This is a genomic window from Pseudomonas sp. 8 R 14 (assembly GCF_900005955.1).
Classification (GTDB): Bacteria; Pseudomonadota; Gammaproteobacteria; order Pseudomonadales; family Pseudomonadaceae; genus Aquipseudomonas; species Aquipseudomonas marginalis.
This window is the reverse complement of the sequence record NZ_CVTH01000061.1, coordinates 21213-36552: the sequence shown is the minus strand read 5'-3', so window position 1 is coordinate 36552 and position 15340 is coordinate 21213. Positions and strand designations below refer to the sequence as shown.

General features: G+C 59.8%; 14 protein-coding genes and 2 pseudogenes. 11 read left to right on the top strand and 5 right to left on the bottom strand.

What is annotated here, in order from left to right; all coding sequences use genetic code 11:
* Window positions 1-142: 142 nt before the first annotated feature.
* The 4 genes and pseudogenes from BFQ01_RS33360 to BFQ01_RS15085 all read left to right on the top strand — a co-directional run.
* Window positions 143-1174, top strand: a pseudogene (locus tag BFQ01_RS33360) (cache domain-containing protein); the annotation flags it as partial.
* 93 nt (window positions 1175-1267) lie between these two features.
* Entirely contained in the window at window positions 1268-2032 is a 765-nt protein-coding gene (locus tag BFQ01_RS33355; protein WP_370671262.1) for a methyl-accepting chemotaxis protein, read from the top strand.
* A gap of 106 nt (window positions 2033-2138) precedes the next feature.
* A complete protein-coding gene (locus BFQ01_RS15090) occupies window positions 2139-3260 on the top strand; it encodes a glycosyltransferase family 4 protein (protein WP_065925883.1) in 1122 nt (373 codons plus the stop codon).
* Window positions 3253-3990, top strand: a pseudogene (locus BFQ01_RS15085) (DUF2334 domain-containing protein); the annotation flags it as partial. The gene BFQ01_RS15090 and the pseudogene BFQ01_RS15085, both read left to right, overlap by 8 nt.
* 8 nt (window positions 3991-3998) lie before the next feature.
* Here BFQ01_RS15085 and BFQ01_RS32905 read toward each other — a convergent pair.
* Window positions 3999-4184, bottom strand: coding sequence for a hypothetical protein (locus BFQ01_RS32905; protein WP_074847545.1), 186 nt, complete (start codon window positions 4182-4184; stop codon window positions 3999-4001).
* A gap of 88 nt (window positions 4185-4272) precedes the next feature.
* Complete coding sequence (gene purU, locus BFQ01_RS15080) at window positions 4273-5121, bottom strand: formyltetrahydrofolate deformylase (protein WP_015885632.1); 849 nt, start codon at window positions 5119-5121, stop codon at window positions 4273-4275.
* Window positions 5122-5470: 349 nt separating this feature from the next.
* On the opposite strand from purU, the gene mvaT reads away from it, so the two are divergent.
* On the top strand, window positions 5471-5845 hold the full coding sequence (gene mvaT, locus BFQ01_RS15075) for a histone-like nucleoid-structuring protein MvaT (RefSeq protein ID WP_003175830.1): 375 nt from the start codon (window positions 5471-5473) through the stop codon (window positions 5843-5845).
* An 89-nt stretch (window positions 5846-5934) separates the two neighbouring features.
* On the opposite strand, the gene sbcB is transcribed toward mvaT, so the two are convergent.
* Window positions 5935-7362 carry an exodeoxyribonuclease I gene (sbcB, locus tag BFQ01_RS15070; protein ID WP_065925882.1) on the bottom strand — a complete coding sequence of 476 codons (1428 nt, stop codon included), beginning with the start codon at window positions 7360-7362 and terminating at the stop codon, window positions 5935-5937.
* A gap of 166 nt (window positions 7363-7528) precedes the next feature.
* Here sbcB and BFQ01_RS15065 point away from each other — a divergent pair, with 166 nt between their 5' ends.
* From BFQ01_RS15065 to BFQ01_RS15040, 6 genes are read left to right on the top strand one after another with little or no spacing between them, the layout of a single operon-like run.
* A complete protein-coding gene (locus tag BFQ01_RS15065; protein WP_065925881.1) occupies window positions 7529-8221 on the top strand; it encodes an RDD family protein in 693 nt (230 codons plus the stop codon).
* Window positions 8218-9198 carry a stage II sporulation protein M gene (locus BFQ01_RS15060; protein WP_065925880.1) on the top strand — a complete coding sequence of 327 codons (981 nt, stop codon included), beginning with the start codon at window positions 8218-8220 and terminating at the stop codon, window positions 9196-9198. Before BFQ01_RS15065 ends, BFQ01_RS15060 begins: the two co-directional genes overlap by 4 nt.
* Window positions 9185-10705 carry a DUF4129 domain-containing protein gene (locus tag BFQ01_RS15055; protein WP_065925879.1) on the top strand — a complete coding sequence of 507 codons (1521 nt, stop codon included), beginning with the start codon at window positions 9185-9187 and terminating at the stop codon, window positions 10703-10705. The genes BFQ01_RS15060 and BFQ01_RS15055 overlap by 14 nt, the downstream gene beginning before the upstream one ends.
* On the top strand, window positions 10702-11865 hold the full coding sequence (locus BFQ01_RS15050) for a DUF4350 domain-containing protein (protein ID WP_065925878.1): 1164 nt from the start codon (window positions 10702-10704) through the stop codon (window positions 11863-11865). The genes BFQ01_RS15055 and BFQ01_RS15050 overlap by 4 nt, the downstream gene beginning before the upstream one ends.
* Window positions 11862-12857, top strand: a complete 996-nt coding sequence (locus BFQ01_RS15045) for an AAA family ATPase (RefSeq protein WP_065925877.1) — start codon at window positions 11862-11864, stop codon at window positions 12855-12857. The genes BFQ01_RS15050 and BFQ01_RS15045 overlap by 4 nt, the downstream gene beginning before the upstream one ends.
* Before the next feature lie 7 nt (window positions 12858-12864).
* Window positions 12865-14196 carry a DUF58 domain-containing protein gene (locus BFQ01_RS15040; protein ID WP_065925876.1) on the top strand — a complete coding sequence of 444 codons (1332 nt, stop codon included), beginning with the start codon at window positions 12865-12867 and terminating at the stop codon, window positions 14194-14196.
* A gap of 60 nt (window positions 14197-14256) precedes the next feature.
* Here BFQ01_RS15040 and BFQ01_RS15035 read toward each other — a convergent pair whose 3' ends face one another.
* Window positions 14257-14616, bottom strand: a complete 360-nt coding sequence (locus BFQ01_RS15035) for a PilZ domain-containing protein (RefSeq protein WP_065925875.1) — start codon at window positions 14614-14616, stop codon at window positions 14257-14259.
* A gap of 225 nt (window positions 14617-14841) precedes the next feature.
* Window positions 14842-15216, bottom strand: a complete 375-nt coding sequence (locus BFQ01_RS15030) for a hypothetical protein (RefSeq protein WP_025854787.1) — start codon at window positions 15214-15216, stop codon at window positions 14842-14844.
* Between the last annotated feature and the right edge of the window lie 124 nt (window positions 15217-15340).

Sequence of the window (15340 nt, the reverse complement as noted above, 5' to 3'; positions counted from 1 at the left end):
TGTGAGACCTACAAAGTCTAAAAAACGCTCAGATAGTTCCTACAGGGACCAACGGAAATATCAACCTTTTTTGACGCTACCCTCCCGCGTGTTCCACAAGGACGCGCTTCGGATATTAAGACCTTAGCGGACCCTTCAAGCTATGAATAAAAATCTGCGTTTCAGCCATAAAATCCTGCTTGCAGCCTCCCTTATCGTCATCGCGGCCTTCGCACTGTTCACCCTCTACAACGACTACCTGCAACGCAATGCCATTCGCGACGACCTTAACAATTACCTGCATGAAATGGGCGATGTCACCGCCAGCAACATTCAGACCTGGCTCACCGGGCGCATTGCGCTGGTGGAAAACGCGGCGCAAAACATCGCCATCAACCCTGAGCCTTCGACCGTTGCCAGCCTGCTGGAACAGAAAGCCCTGACGTCGTCCTTCATGGCTACCTACGTGGGCGATAGCAAAGGGGCCTTCACCATCCGCCCCGACACGAAGATGCCAGATGGCTTCGACCCACGCGTTCGGCCTTGGTACAAGGGCGCCCAAAGCAGCAACGGCTCGACGCTGACCGAACCGTATATCGATGCCGCTACGGGGCAGTTGATCATCTCCATCGCCACCCCCAGCGCTAAAGGCGGCCAGAGCATTGGCGTGGTGGGCGGCGACCTGAGCCTGCAAACCCTGGTGGATAACATCGGCGCGCTGAACTTCGGCGGCATGGGCTACGCGTTCCTGGTCAGCGCCGACGGCAAGGTGCTGGTACACCCGGACAAAAGCCTGGTGATGAAAACCCTGGCCGACATGTATCCAAAAAACACGCCGAAGATCAGCGGCGACTTCAGTGAAGTCCAAGCCAATGGCAAGGACAACATCGTGACCTTCACACCAATCAAGGGCCTGCCGTCGGTGAACTGGTACCTGGGCATTTCGGTGGATAAAGACAAATCCTTCGCCATGCTCAGCGAATTTCGCACCTCGGCGGTGATCGCCACGCTCATTGCGGTGGTGATCATCATTGCCTTGTTGGGCATGCTGATTCGCGTGCTGTTGCAACCGCTGCACCTCATGACCCGTGCCATGCAAGACATCGCCGACGGCGAAGGTGACCTGACTCGCCGACTGACCATCCAGAATCACGATGAGTTCGGCACCCTGGGCACTGCATTCAACCGCTTCGTGGAGCGGATTCATACGTCCATCCGCGAAGTGTCCTCGGCCACCCAACAGGTGAATGAAGTCGCACTGCGGGTTGTCAGTGCGTCCAACTCGTCGATGGTCAATTCCGACGAACAGGCCAACCGTACCAACAGCGTTGCCGCCGCGATCAACGAACTGGGCGCCGCCGCACAGGAAATCGCGCGTAACGCCGCACAAGCCTCCAACCAGGCCAGTGACGCACGGCAATTGGCCGAAGACGGTCAACAGGTAGTTGAACGCAATATCAAGGCGATGACTCAGCTGTCTGCAATGATCAGTGCCTCAAGCAGCAATATCGAAGCACTTAACAGCAAGACGGTGAATATCGGCCAGATTCTTGAGGTAATCACCAGTATTTCCCAGCAAACCAACCTGCTGGCACTGAATGCCGCCATTGAAGCCGCACGCGCCGGGGAAGCCGGGCGCGGGTTTGCGGTGGTCGCCGATGAAGTGCGCAACCTGGCCCATCGCACCCAGGAGTCGGCACAGCAGGTACAAAAGATGATCGAGGAACTGCAAATCGGTGCCCGTGACTCGGTCAGCACCATGAGCGACAGCCAGCGCCACAGTCATGACAGCGTGGAAATCGCCAACCTGGCCGGCGAACGCTTGAACAGCGTGACCCAGCGCATTGGCGAGATCGACGGCATGAACCAGTCGGTGGCCACCGCGACCGAAGAGCAGACCTCGGTCGTGGAGTCGATCAACATGGACATCACCGAGATCAACACCCTCAATCAGGAAGGCGTGGAAAACCTGCAATCGACGCTGCGCGCCTGCGCCGACCTGGAACAGCAGGCGGCACGGTTGAAACAGCTGGTGGGCAGCTTCCGGATCTGAACTACCGCAGGAGCCGGTCAGGCTCCTGCACTGTTTTCACGATGAACGCCAACCGAACATCTATCCTTAGCTCAGGTCCACGTTAGGAGAGCAATGGATCGGAGGGATGTTCATCGTGCATATCGCTGACATAACCATGTTCTACGCCCCGACAAGCGGCGGCGTGCGCACTTACCTGGACGCCAAGCACCGACGCCTGGGGCTCAAGCCCGGCATTCGCCATAGCCTGTTGATTCCCGGCGCGCAATGGAGCAATCAGGATGGCATCTTCAAGGTACCGGCTCCCGCGCTGCCCTTCGGCAAAGGCTACCGCTTCCCCCTTCGCCTCTCCCCCTGGCGAAATGTCCTGCACGATTTACAGCCCGATCTGATCGAGGTAGGTGATCCCTATCTCACCGCCTGGGCCGCGCTGGATGCCCGGCGCCAGCTGGATGTGCCGGTGATCGGCTTTTACCACTCCGACTTACCGTTACTGGTGAGCAACCGCATGGGGTCTTGGTTTGCCCCGAACGTTGAAGCCTATGTCAGCAAACTCTATGGAAGTTTCGACCGGGTACTGGCGCCCAGCCAGGTAATGGCCGACAAGCTCATGGGGCTCGGCGTGAAGAATGTGTTCGTCCAACCACTGGGCGTCGACCTGCAAACCTTTACCCCTGACGCCCGCGACCCAGGCCTGCGCGCCGAGCTGGGGATCGGCGCAGACACCCGCCTGCTGATCTTTGCGGGGCGCGGTTCCAAGGAAAAAAACCTGCCGATCCTGCTTCGCTGCATGAAACGGCTGGGGGACGGCTATCACTTGGTGCTGGTGGGCTCCGGCATGCCGACCAGCGTGCCGGCCAATGTCACCGTCATCGAGGGGTTTCGCCCGGCACAGCATGTCGCCCGGCTGATGGCCAGTGCCGATGCCTTGCTGCATGGCGGCGACCAGGAAACCTTTGGCCTGGTCATCCTCGAAGCCATGGCTTGCGGCATACCGGTAATCGCGGTGGCGGCTGGCGCGTTCACGGAGATAGTCGACGAACGCTGCGGCCTGCTGTGCGCGCCAAACAATCCAAGGGCGATGGCCGATACGGTGCGCGAGCTGTTCAACCTCGGCAGCAGGCGCCTGGGCGCTCAGGCTCGGCGTCATGTAGAACAACATTACGCCTGGTATACGGTGGTCGACAGCCTGCTCGGCCACTACCACGCGGTACTGGGCAGTCACAAGCCGATGCCTTCCCATGCATGAGCGCTCGGTATTACTGGTGCTGCACGATGTGGCGCCGCACAACTGGGCCGACTATCGGCCCTTTGTCGAAGCCGTCGATGCCCTGGGTGCCGTACCAATCACATGGTTGGTGGTGCCGGACTTCCATCATCGCGACGCCTTGACTGCCCACGGCGATTTTCAACGCCTGCTGGATCGCCGCGTGATCAAGGGCGATGAACTTGCCTTGCACGGTTACTACCATTGCGATGATCAACCAGCACCGCGCACACCCAAAGACTGGTTCATGCGCCGCCTCTACACCCATGAGGCTGAGTTCTATCAACTGTCTCAAGCCCAGGCTCTTGATCGTCTTCAGGATGGCATTGAAGTATTCCGGCGTCATGACTGGCCGTTGCACGGCTTCGTCGCACCCGCCTGGTTAATGAGCCAGGGCACTCGCGAGGCCCTGCGCCAACTACCGCTGAGCTACACCAGCAGCCCGCAGCATCTGTATCGACTGCCCGATTTCACGCCGATCGACGCCCCGGGCCTGACCTGGAGTGCGCGCAGTGCATGGCGCCGAGGGGTGTCCAGAGTCATCAGCGATCGTCGCGAACAGCGCTGGCACGCCGCCCCGGTGATTCGCCTGGGCGTGCACCCGGTGGACATGCGCCACGCATTCTCTCGCTGCTATTGGCTTGAAACCGTACAACGCTTACTCAACGCAGGGCGAACACCGCTGACCAAGGCTGCCTGGCTGGCTGAACAGGTGGTCGCTCAAGCACCTCGGCCAGGGGAAACGGGCAATTCATCGGCCTCGTGCAATTGCTCCCACAGCTCGGCTGCTCCCGGAAAGTCCGTACCGTCTTCCGGCTCCAGCGCCTCCGGGTCGTAACGACTCAGGCAGCCCTCACCCAACGTAGCAGGCGCCTTGGACGTGGCTTTATCAAGTGGGTCGGTCATGGCCTGGTCCTGAAAAGTGCGGGGAATGAAAAAGGGCCTGCAGCGATTTAACGCCCAGGCCCTTCTTTGTTCAACCAAGACGCTTGAATCAGAATACGACCGTCTTGTTGCCGTGCACCAGCACGCGGTCTTCCAAGTGATAGCGCAGGCCACGGGCCAGCACCATCTTCTCGACATCACGGCCAAACCGCACCATGTCCTCAATGCTGTCACTGTGGCTGACACGCACCACGTCCTGCTCGATGATCGGACCGGCATCCAGCTCTTCAGTGACGTAATGGCAGGTTGCGCCAATCAACTTCACGCCACGCAGGGAAGCCTGGTGGTAAGGCTTGGCCCCCACGAACGAAGGCAGGAAGCTGTGGTGAATGTTGATCACCTTGCCTGCGTATTCGCGGCACAGCTCAGGCGGCAGGATTTGCATGTAGCGAGCCAGCACAACCACGTCGGCCTCATGCTGCTTGACCAGGCGAGAGACCTCGGCGAATGCCGGCTCCTTGTCCTGCGGGTTGACCGGCACATGGTAATAGGGAATGCCATGCCACTCGACCATGCTGCGCAGGTCGTCATGGTTGGAGATCACGCACGCGATCTCGCAGTCCAGCTCGTCGCTGTGCCAGCGGTGCAGCAAGTCGGCCAGGCAGTGGGATTCGCGGCTGGCCATCAACACCACGCGCTTTTTCTGCTCGGTGTCGGTGATGTGCCAGGTCATCGAAAACTCTTCTGCGATGGGCGCAAATGCCTCGCGGAACGCTTCAAGACCAAAGGGCAGCGTGTCGGCACGGATTTCGTGACGCATGAAGAACCAACCGCTGAGGTTGTCCGAGTGATGGCTCGCCTCGGTGATCCAGCCGTTGTGGGAGGCCAGAAAGTTACTGACTTTGGCAACGATGCCGACCCGGTCCGGGCAAGCAATCACCAGCCGAAAAGTGCGCATTAGGGGGGAACTCCAGAACTTCGCAAAGGCCGCCATTCTAGCGATTGTGCAGAAAAACTGCAGTATTCGATGAGCCTTATTCTGATCCGTTGCCCTGGCCACGTCCCTTAATAGCGCATGGTTTTACCATCGCTATATCAATGAACAGCGCACGCTGCAGCAATTATGCAAATTTCAAGGAGATTATTTTCGGGGTAGCCCCCTACTAATTAACTCGATTGCATAGCGTCTTCACAAACATTCAAAGTAATTCACCTGAATACGCGCTTAAATGTTTACTTGGGGAAACCGCCTGACTATTATTGGGCCACTATCCCTGTCAATCAGCGTTCTACATAAGGTAGTCCACATGTCTCTGATCAACGAATACCGTGCCACCGAAGAAGCTATCAAAGAGCTGCAAGCTCGTTTGAAGAACCTGTCCCAAGATGACAAACTGAAAACCGAGCTGGAATTCGAAGGCAAACTGCGCACCCTCATGGGTGAATACTCCAAATCCCTGCGTGACATCATCGCGCTGCTGGATCCAGAGTCGAAAGTTAAAGCACCCCGTGGCGCCGTGAAAACTACCGGTACCAAGCGTGCTCGCAAGGTCAAGCAATACAAGAACCCGCACAACGGCGAAGTGATTGAAACCAAAGGCGGTAACCACAAAACCCTGAAAGAGTGGAAAGCCAAGTGGGGCGGTGACGTGGTTGAAGGCTGGGCTACCCTGCTGGGCTAAGCCTCACCCGGTCTGCGCTTGATACGCGACCCATTAAAAACGCCAGCTTGCTGGCGTTTTTTATTGACCGTCTTTTCTACAAACCGCTATTACCGATTCACACGAGCGGCTAAAGAGTCAGCATATCTCTGCCATTGCTCCAGCACCTGCTGCTGAAACGGCGTCGCACTAACGGCCAACTCCTGCCGAGCGTGATTAAATGCCTCCAAGGTATTCGGCGCGCCGAATTCAGGATTTGCCAAACGTTGCTGACAGAAAAGTTTCCAGCGTTGTAGCTCCTCGCTGTTCAGCGTATCGGGGAAGTTACGCGCCCGGTAGCGAAACAATAATTCAGGCAAACGGTGATCATCAAAAGGCCACTGCTGGCTGGCTAATTGCGCAGGCTCAGCCGCCCGGACTTGCTCGCATAAGCGTCGATCACGATCCCCGATAAAACCCTCGTAAAGCTGCTGTTCCGGGTCTGAACTCGGTGCAAAATCTTCCTCGGCGTAAATGACTGCCAACTTATCGCGCCAAAGTGCCTGTGCGTCAGTTAGCCGCAGCGCCCGCGCCTGGCAAATATCCATATCCAATTGCAGGCGTTCACGATCCTCGGCCCGCAGTACGTTCAAGGGCGCGACCACGGGGCAACGGTTGATATGCACCAACTTGAGCGGCACCGGCAGCTCGCCCTCGGCAAGGTCCTCACGACGGGTGTACAGGCGTTGGCGCAAGGCAGCGGCATCCAGGTCCAGCAGCCCCTGGGGATCGAGCCCAAGGTCGCAGACAATCAGCGCATTGCGGTTGCGCGGGTGCCAGGCCAGGGGCAGCACGACCCCCAGGTAATGACGCTCGGCAGAAAAACGTCCGGAGATATGCACCATGGGTTGCAGCAAGCGCACCTGGTCCATCACCCGTTGCTTGCTGCGCAGTTGAAACAGCCAGTCGTACAGCTTGGGCTGCTTCTCGCGCACCAGGCGAGCCAGGGCGATGGTGGCACGCACGTCGGATAACGCATCGTGGGCCTGGCCGTGGTCAATCCCGTTGGCGGCGGTCAGGCGCTCAAGCTTGAGGGTCACGCGCCCGTCCTGCTGGGGCCACTCGATGCCTTCCGGGCGCAGGGCGTAGGCAGTGCGAACCACGTCGATCAGGTCCCAGCGGCTGTTACCGCCCTGCCACTCCCGCGCGTAGGGGTCGAAAAAATTGCGATACAGGCTGTAGCGCGTCATTTCGTCGTCAAACCGCAAGGTGTTGTAGCCTGCGCCGCATGTCCCCGGGGCCGCCAGTTCGGCATGTACACGGGTCATGAAATCGGCCTCGGCCAGGCCTTTTTCCGCCAGTGTTACAGGGGTGATGCCGGTAATGGCACAGGCGGCGGGATGGGGCAGGATGTCGTCGCTGGGCTGGCAGTAAAGATTGACCGGCGGACCGACCTCGTTGAGATCGAGGTCCGTACGAATGCCGGCAACCTGCAGTGGGCGATCGCTGCGCGGGTTGATGCCGGTGGTTTCATAGTCGTACCAGAAAATGGAGGTCACGGGCTATTCCTGTGCTGAAGATCGACGAAGTCTAGGCGTTCAGCCGTGTTCGGGGCCAGCACCAATTCTACTGTACAAACATCCAGCAAAACCTTGAGTAGTTGCTTCCATCACCGACACTGTTAGCATCCGTGTCTCCAGCCGCTCTGCACTGCCAAGGATCGCGATGCCATCAGCCCCATTGGACACCCTCTACCAGATCGAGACCCCGGAGGGCATCGACCTGCCGCTGCGCCCAGCCGGCCTGGTGCCACGGGCGCTGGCATTTGCCTTCGACCTCGGCGCACGTGCAGTGATCATGGGCGTGCTGCTGGTGCCATTGGCGTTGCTCGGCAATATAGGTGTTGGCCTGGGGTCGCTTCTGCTGTTCCTGGTCAGTTGGTGGTACATGGTGCTGTTCGAGGTACTCAACCAGGGCTGCTCACCGGGCAAACAGGTCATGGGCTTGCGGGTCGTGCAGGACGACGGTACCCCCATAGGCTGGTCGGCGTCGCTGATCCGCAACCTCCTGCGGTTTGTCGACATGCTGCCTTTCGGCTACTTTCTCGGCGCAATCAGTTGCCTGCAACATCCTCATTTCAAACGCCTTGGCGACCTGGCCGCTGGCACCTTGGTGGTCTACCGCGAACAGCCTCTGGCACGTCCCCAGGTGCCCCAAGCTGCAGCCCTGCGCTTGCCGTTTGCCCTGGACCTGAGTGAACAGCGAGCGATTCTTGGCTTCGCCGAACGCCAGGGCGAACTGTCCCCTGAACGGGTACACGAACTCGCCTCGATCCTCGCGACGCCGCTGCAGGTGTCCCCGGCCCGCGCCGTGGAGCAACTCAACGGTGTGGCCCGCGGCCTGCTGGGGCCGACATGAAGCAGAGTCTTTTCGAAAGCCGTTACCAACACCAATGGCAAGCTTTTGCCGAACAACTGAAGCAGTTGGAACACGGCAAGGCCAAGGCCAGTGATATGGCCGATTTCCCTCATCAATACCGGCGTCTATGCCAGCTCCTGGCCCTCGCCCAGGAGCGCGGCTACAGCAGTTACCTGGTGGATCCCCTGCAACAACTGGCATTGCGCGGCCATCAACAACTGTATCGCCACCGCAGCCAATTGGCCGCGAACGTGCTGAGTTTCGTCCTGGCCGATTTTCCGCGTCTGGTGCGAGAACAGTGGCGTTTCGTGTTGATTGCCAGCCTGCTGTTCTTTGGCAGCCTGCTGGGCATTGCCCTGCTGGTCTACCTGTTCCCCGACCTGATCTACAGCATTGTCAGCCCCCAGCAGGTGGCAGAGATGCAGGGCATGTATGACCCCGAGGCCAGCCGGCTGGGGCGCGCCGCCGAACGTGCGTCGAGCGAAGACTGGATGATGTTTGGCTACTACGTCATGCACAACATCGGTATCGCCTTTCAGACATTTGCCGCCGGCTTGCTGTTCGGCCTGGGCAGTGTGTTTTTCCTGATATTCAACGGGCTGATCATCGGCGCGGTTTCCGGGCACCTGACCGAAATCGGCTATGGGCAGACCTTCTGGTCATTTGTCATCGGCCATGGGGCCTTTGAGTTGACGGCCATAGCACTCGCCGGTGCCGCAGGCTTGCAACTGGGCTGGGCGTTGATCGCCCCGGGGCAACTGACCCGTGGCGAATCTCTGCGGCTCGCAGCGCGCAAGAGTGTGCAATTGCTGTGCGGTGTCATGGTGTTCCTGCTGATCGCAGCATTTATCGAGGCCTACTGGTCTTCCACCACCCAGATCGCCCCTTGGATCAAATACCTGGTGGGTGCTGCACTCTGGCTGCTGGTGGCGGCTTACCTGACCCTTGCCGGACGGACTCGCCATGCGCCTGAGTAATGCCAGCGTGGCGATTCGCCCGCGTACCGCATGGGAGGCCATGGACCTTGGGGTATTAATGGCCCGGGAACATCGCCTGCTATTGGTGAGCAGTTGGGCGCTGGTGACCCTGCCGGTTTTTGCCCTGCTTACCGCGTTGCTATGGAAATACCCGTCCACAGCCATGTTCCTGTTCTGGTGGCTCAAACCGGCGTTCGACCGCTTGCCTTTATATATCCTCTCCAAAGCCCTGTTCGGCGAAACACCCAGCCTTAAGCAGGCCGTGCGCGAATGGCCAAGACTGCTTAACCACCAACTGCTGGCCAGCCTGACCTGGCGCCGACTTAGCCTCAGCCGCAGTTTTGTAATGCCGGTCAGCCAGCTCGAAGGCCTGGACGGCCAGGCGCGCCAGAAACGCCTGGGCGTGCTGCTGCAGCGCAATGCAGGAGCCGCGCGCTGGTTGACCACCGTTGGGGTGCACCTGGAAATCGGCCTGTGGTTCGGCTGCATGGCGCTGTTCTATCTATTCATTCCGCAACAGCTTGAACTGGATTGGGATTGGCAACGGCTGGCGCTGGCGACGGGCTCCGAGGGGGTCTGGCTGGAACACTTGAGCAACGCCTTCTACGCCTTGATCCTGGTGTTTTGGGAGCCCATCTATGTTGCCTGTGGTTTCAGCCTTTATCTCAATCGCCGCACCCTGCTGGAGGCGTGGGACCTGGAGCTGGTATTCCGCCGCCTGCGCCAGCGTCTGAGCAGTGTGGCGCCACTGTTAGTGCTGGTGATCGGGCTGACCTTGCTGCCATTCAACCTGCCCGCCATGGCGGATGACGCCAAGCCACTACCTCCCCAAAGCGCAAGCCAGTCCATCAAGTCGCTGCTGGACAAGCCGCCCTTCAAAAATCCGGAAACCGTCACCCGCTATCGCTTTGGCGAAGAAAAGCCCGTCGTTAAAAACAAGGCACACAGTGACGGCAAACTTCCGGCGTGGCTGCAAGCGCTGCTGGACAACCTCAACAGCAACACGTTCAAGCCTGTCGCCCAAGGCCTGGAAGTGCTGTTATGGAGCCTGCTGATCGGTGGTGTGGCCCTGCTGGCCTGGCGTTATCGGGACTGGTTGCACACCTTTGTCAGCCTGCGCGGGGCACGTACACCCAAAGCAGCGAAACCACCACCCGCGCAATTGTTCGGCCTGGAACTGGGCGCCGAGACCCTGCCCGAGGATATCGCCAGCGCCGCCGAGCAACTCTGGTCTACCCAGCCACGGGAGGCCCTCGGCCTTTTGTATCGTGGCCTGCTGAGCAGGTTGCTGCATGACTTCAACCTGCCCCTTAAAAGTGCTGACACCGAAGGCCAGATCCTGCAACGGGTTCACCAATTGCAGCAGCCGCAGTTGCTGGCCTTCAGTGATGAATTGACGCGGCACTGGCAAAACCTCGCCTATGGCCATCACCTGCCCCCGGTCTCAGTCCAGCAGACATTGTGCAACGATTGGCGTGCCCTGTTCAGTGCGGGAGGCGTCCGATGAACCGGCCATTACTGTGGGTGGGGCTGCTGTTGGCGTGCCTGCTTGGAGCGGGCGGTTTTTACGCATGGAGCAAAGCGATCCCCTATGAAGAAGTGGTGGACCGCGGCCCCTCCCCGGAAGCCCAGGCCAATCCTTACCTGGCAGCCGAACACTTTCTGCGCCTGCAAGGCTTGGCCGTGGAGCGCGCCAATGGCCTGGAACGCCTGGCGAGCCTGCCCGCCAAGGGCAACAGCCTGCTGTTGCTGGGCGAACGCGGCAACATGTCGCCACGCCAGGCAGGGCAACTCCTGGACTGGGCCAGGTCCGGCGGCCATCTACTGGTAGTCGCCGAGGCCCTGTGGGACGACGAAACCGGCAAGAGCGGCGACCTGCTGCTCGATCGCCTGCCTATCCACCAAGTCCTCAGCGATGAACCCGACGCCCCCGCCCCGGCCCCGACCCGCAAAAATAAAGCACCGGACCTGACCAAACTGTATGTCGACAACGACACAGCCCCGGTCTATTTCAGTTTCGACACCGACTTCAATCTCATCGACCCCAAGCACCTGGCACAATTTTCAGCCAATAGCGCGCGGTCGAGCCACTTGATGCAACTCGACCTCGGGCAAGGCCGCGTAACAGTGATCACCGACAGCGAGCTGTGGAAAACGCCGGACATTGGCAAACACGACAATGCCTGGCTGCTGTGGCATCTGACCCAGGGCACTGCCGTAACCTTGTTGTTCAACGGCGACGTAGATGACCTGTTCACCCTGCTGCTGCGTTATTTCCCCCAGGCGTTGGTGGCGCTCATTGCCCTGATTGCCCTGGCACTCTGGCAGGCAGGTATGCGCCAGGGCCCAATCCAGGCGCCCGCCCCCAAGGCACGCCGGCAATTGCAGGAGCATCTGAAAGCCAGCGCCGACTTCCTGCTGCGTCGCAGCGGCCAAGGCACACTGTTGCAGGCCTTGCAGCGCGACATCCTGCGCGCCGCACGGCGGCGTCATCCTGGCTTTGAACATCTCGACAATACGGAACAGGGGCGAGTACTTGCCCACCTGACGCGCCAACCCTCCCACGTCATCAGCCAGGCCCTCGGCCCACTCCCGACGAAACGGCTTTCCAGTGCCGATTTCAGCCGGCAGGTGGCGTGCCTGCAAACCCTCAGGAATGCCCTATGAGCGAATTTCCCAGCGCTAACACCCTGCCCGGCGACTCTCTGCAACGCGCCAGCCAGCAGGCCCAGGCCCTGCGCATTGAACTGCGCAAGGCGGTGATCGGGCAGGATCAGGTAATCGATGATGTACTCACCGCGCTGATCGCCGGCGGCCACGTATTGCTCGAGGGTGTCCCCGGGCTGGGCAAGACCTTGCTGGTACGTGCCCTGGCCCGTTGCTTTGACGGCGAATTCGCGCGGATCCAGTTCACCCCGGACCTGATGCCGAGCGATGTCACCGGCCACGCGGTGTACGACCTGCACACCGAACAGTTCAAGCTGCGCAAGGGGCCCGTATTCACCCACTTGTTGCTGGCCGACGAAATCAACCGCGCTCCGGCCAAGACCCAGGCAGCCCTGCTCGAAGCCATGCAGGAACGGCAAGTCACCCTCGAAGGCGAGGCGCTGCCCATTGGCCAGCCGTTCATGGTACTTGCCACGCAAAATCCCATCGAACAGGAAGGCACCTACCCCCTGCCGGAAGCCGAACTGGACCGTTTCATGCTCAAGGTACGCATGGACTACCCCGATGCGCAGCAGGAACTGGATATGGTGCGCGAAGTGACACGCTCATCACGGGCCGACATGCTGGACGTGCAACCGTTGCGCACCGTGCTGGAGGCCGAGGACGTGCTGCAGCTGCAACGGATCGCCAGTGAACTGCCCCTGGATGAACACGTGCTCGACTATGCCGTGCGCCTGGCGCGAGCAACCCGCAGTTGGCCGGGACTGGCCATAGGCGCCGGCCCGCGAGCCTCCATCGCCCTGGTACGCGGCGCCCGCGCACGGGCCTTGTTACGCGCAGGCGAGTTCGTCACACCGGATGACATCAAGGGCTGTGCCCTGGCGGTACTGCGTCATCGGGTACGCCTTGCGCCAGAACTGGATATAGACGGGCTGGAGGTCGACCAGGTGCTCAAGCAGCTGCTGGACCAGATTCCGGCCCCCCGGCAATGACCCGTCCATGAAACCGACCCGTCTGTTATTAGCCTGGCTCAGCGTACTGCTGGGCTTGAGTATCCTGCTGGGCGCTGCGGCCGCCTTGCAGTTCAAGGTACCCGAGACCTTGCACTCAATAACATGGGGCTTGCTCCTGGCGCTGTTGCTGCTGGCCATGCTCGACGCACTGCGACTGCGCCGCCGACCCTCACCACGCGTGCACCGGCAGATGCCCGGCAGCCTGGCGCTGGGGCGCTGGGGCGAAGTCCGCCTGTCCCTGGAACATGACTACCCACAGGCGCTGACAGTGCAGGTGTTCGATCACGTCCCCGACGGGCTGGGCGTGGAAAACCTGCCCCAGTCCATCGAACTGCACCCTGGTGAACGCAGTGAGCTGGGTTATCGTCTGCGCCCCTTGCGGCGTGGGCATTTCGCGTTCAGTCGCTGCGAAATCCACCTGCCCAGTCCCTTGGGGCTCTGGTCTGCACGGCGCTTTATCGAAACCAAGGATGCCACCCGCGTCTATCCGGACTTCGCCCGCCTGTACGGGGCACAACTGCTGGGTGTGGATAACTGGCTGAGCCAACTGGGGGTACGTCAACGGCAACGACGAGGATTGGGACTGGAGTTTCATCAGCTGCGCGAGTTTCGTGAGGGCGACAGCCTGCGACAAATCGATTGGAAAGCGACCGCTCGGCAACGTACCCCCATCGCCCGGGAGTATCAGGACGAGCGCGACCAGCAGATCGTGTTCATGCTCGATTGCGGCCGACGCATGCGCAGCCAGGATGACGAGCTGTCCCATTTCGACCACGCCCTCAATGCCTGCCTGCTGCTCAGTTATGTGGCCCTGCGCCAGGGCGATGCGGTGGGGTTGTGCACCTTTGCCACTGACCAGCCACGCTACCTGGCACCGGTCAAGGGCAGCAGCCAATTGAATCTGTTGCTCAATACGGTCTATGACCTGGACACCAGCCGCCGAACCGCCGACTACCAGGCAGCGGCCAGCCAACTGCTGGCCCGGCAGAAACGTCGGGCATTGGTCATTATTGTCAGCAACCTGCGGGATGAGGACGACGAAGCCCTGCTCTCCGCCGTCAAGCGCATCAGTCGTCAACATCGGGTGCTGGTGGCGAGTATGCGTGAGGAAGTACTCGATCGACTGCGCCAATCCCCCGTACAAACCTTGCCCGAAGCCCTGGCCTACAGCGGCACTGTCGACTACCTCAATACTCGGGATGAATTGCATGACCGCATGAACGCCCACGGCCTGTCGGCGTTGGATACGTTGCCATCAGAAATGGGCGCGGCCCTGGTGACACGCTACCTGGGTTGGAAGAAAGCCGGAGTATTCTAAAAAAGCGCACGACTGCGGCAGGGACAGCAGCACCCCGGCCGCGTCGACAGCGCGCCGCTTCTAGGCCGAAGCCTCCAAGGAATCAAAACTGAAGTACTGCAACAGCACGTTGATCAGTTGCCCATATTCCTCGGGGGCTTCAAGCACGCTGAACCCGGAATCATAGTGCTGCGGGTTGATATCTTCATGGCTCCACAGGCAGGTCGCGGTGATGTCAATGACATGGAACGTGTCGTCAGCCCCGGGTATCTTCAAGCGCAACTCGAAGTCCACATCGACCATCATGGGTAACTGGCTGACCAACATCAGCCCGTCGTCAGAGACGTTACCCAAAAAACCTATGGGTTTGTCGGTGACACGGTTAAACACTTGCAGGAAATACGGTAGTTGATGCCGCTCGATCCGTCGGTCGGTAAACATGGTGAGATCGCCATCCAGTGGCCATGACTCTGGCCGTGCCAGTGATTCGGAACGAGCGCAATTGCTCGCTCTCCCTGGATCTCGGTGTGACAACGGACAACATTTTGTCACTCGACAGCTGCCGAATCCGGGCCCTGCATCCGTTCGAATAGAAACTTGTACAAACGAACGTTGAAAGAATAGCCCAAGACTGGCAACGGGCCAGTTATTAAATGACGAATGCCATTACAAAGAGGCGGGCCGCGGCTGTGCCACGCTCGCACCGGGGTAATGGCCCAGTTGCTGCAAGGTATCCAGCCTCGCGCGGGCACGGTAGGCGTACTCGCTCGACGGGTACTGGTTAATGATGAATTGATAGGTTTGCACGGCGTCGACGAACAGTTTCTGGCGTTCCAGGCATTGCCCGCGCAACATCGAAACTTCCGGCTGTACATAACGCCGTGTACGGCTCTCGCGGTCGACCTGGGATAGCTCCAAGGTGACGCGCTCGCAATCCCCGACCTTGTATGCACGGTAGGCATTGTTCAAATGGTGGTCCATCGACCAACGGGTGCAGCCGACAACACTGACGGCAAGGGCAGCAATGAGCAAAATTCGCATGAAGGTTCTCCTGTCTTGTGCAGTGTATCGACCCCTCGTCAAAAATCTTCAAGGATGTTCATCTATTCAACCGGCGCGAAAACAAGCGAATCGTCGATAAGTAGTGCAAACGAACAATGACTAC

Bases quoted from the DNA above. Each gene is read 5' to 3' on its own strand.
- BFQ01_RS15060 (WP_065925880.1), top strand. From the start codon at position 8,218: ATGAAGCAGAGTCTTTTCGAAAGCCGTTACCAACACCAATGGCAAGCT.
- BFQ01_RS15090 (WP_065925883.1), top strand. From the start codon at position 2,139: ATGTTCATCGTGCATATCGCTGACATAACCATGTTCTACGCCCCGACA.
- purU (WP_015885632.1), bottom strand. From the start codon at position 5,121: ATGCGCACTTTTCGGCTGGTGATTGCTTGCCCGGACCGGGTCGGCATC.
- mvaT (WP_003175830.1), top strand. From the start codon at position 5,471: ATGTCTCTGATCAACGAATACCGTGCCACCGAAGAAGCTATCAAAGAG.
- BFQ01_RS32905 (WP_074847545.1), bottom strand. From the start codon at position 4,184: ATGACCGACCCACTTGATAAAGCCACGTCCAAGGCGCCTGCTACGTTG.
- BFQ01_RS15065 (WP_065925881.1), top strand. From the start codon at position 7,529: ATGCCATCAGCCCCATTGGACACCCTCTACCAGATCGAGACCCCGGAG.
- BFQ01_RS15040 (WP_065925876.1), top strand. From the start codon at position 12,865: ATGAAACCGACCCGTCTGTTATTAGCCTGGCTCAGCGTACTGCTGGGC.
- BFQ01_RS15035 (WP_065925875.1), bottom strand. From the start codon at position 14,616: ATGTTTACCGACCGACGGATCGAGCGGCATCAACTACCGTATTTCCTG.
- BFQ01_RS15045 (WP_065925877.1), top strand. From the start codon at position 11,862: ATGAGCGAATTTCCCAGCGCTAACACCCTGCCCGGCGACTCTCTGCAA.
- BFQ01_RS33355 (WP_370671262.1), top strand. From the start codon at position 1,268: ATGGTCAATTCCGACGAACAGGCCAACCGTACCAACAGCGTTGCCGCC.
- BFQ01_RS15050 (WP_065925878.1), top strand. From the start codon at position 10,702: ATGAACCGGCCATTACTGTGGGTGGGGCTGCTGTTGGCGTGCCTGCTT.
- BFQ01_RS15055 (WP_065925879.1), top strand. From the start codon at position 9,185: ATGCGCCTGAGTAATGCCAGCGTGGCGATTCGCCCGCGTACCGCATGG.
- BFQ01_RS15030 (WP_025854787.1), bottom strand. From the start codon at position 15,216: ATGCGAATTTTGCTCATTGCTGCCCTTGCCGTCAGTGTTGTCGGCTGC.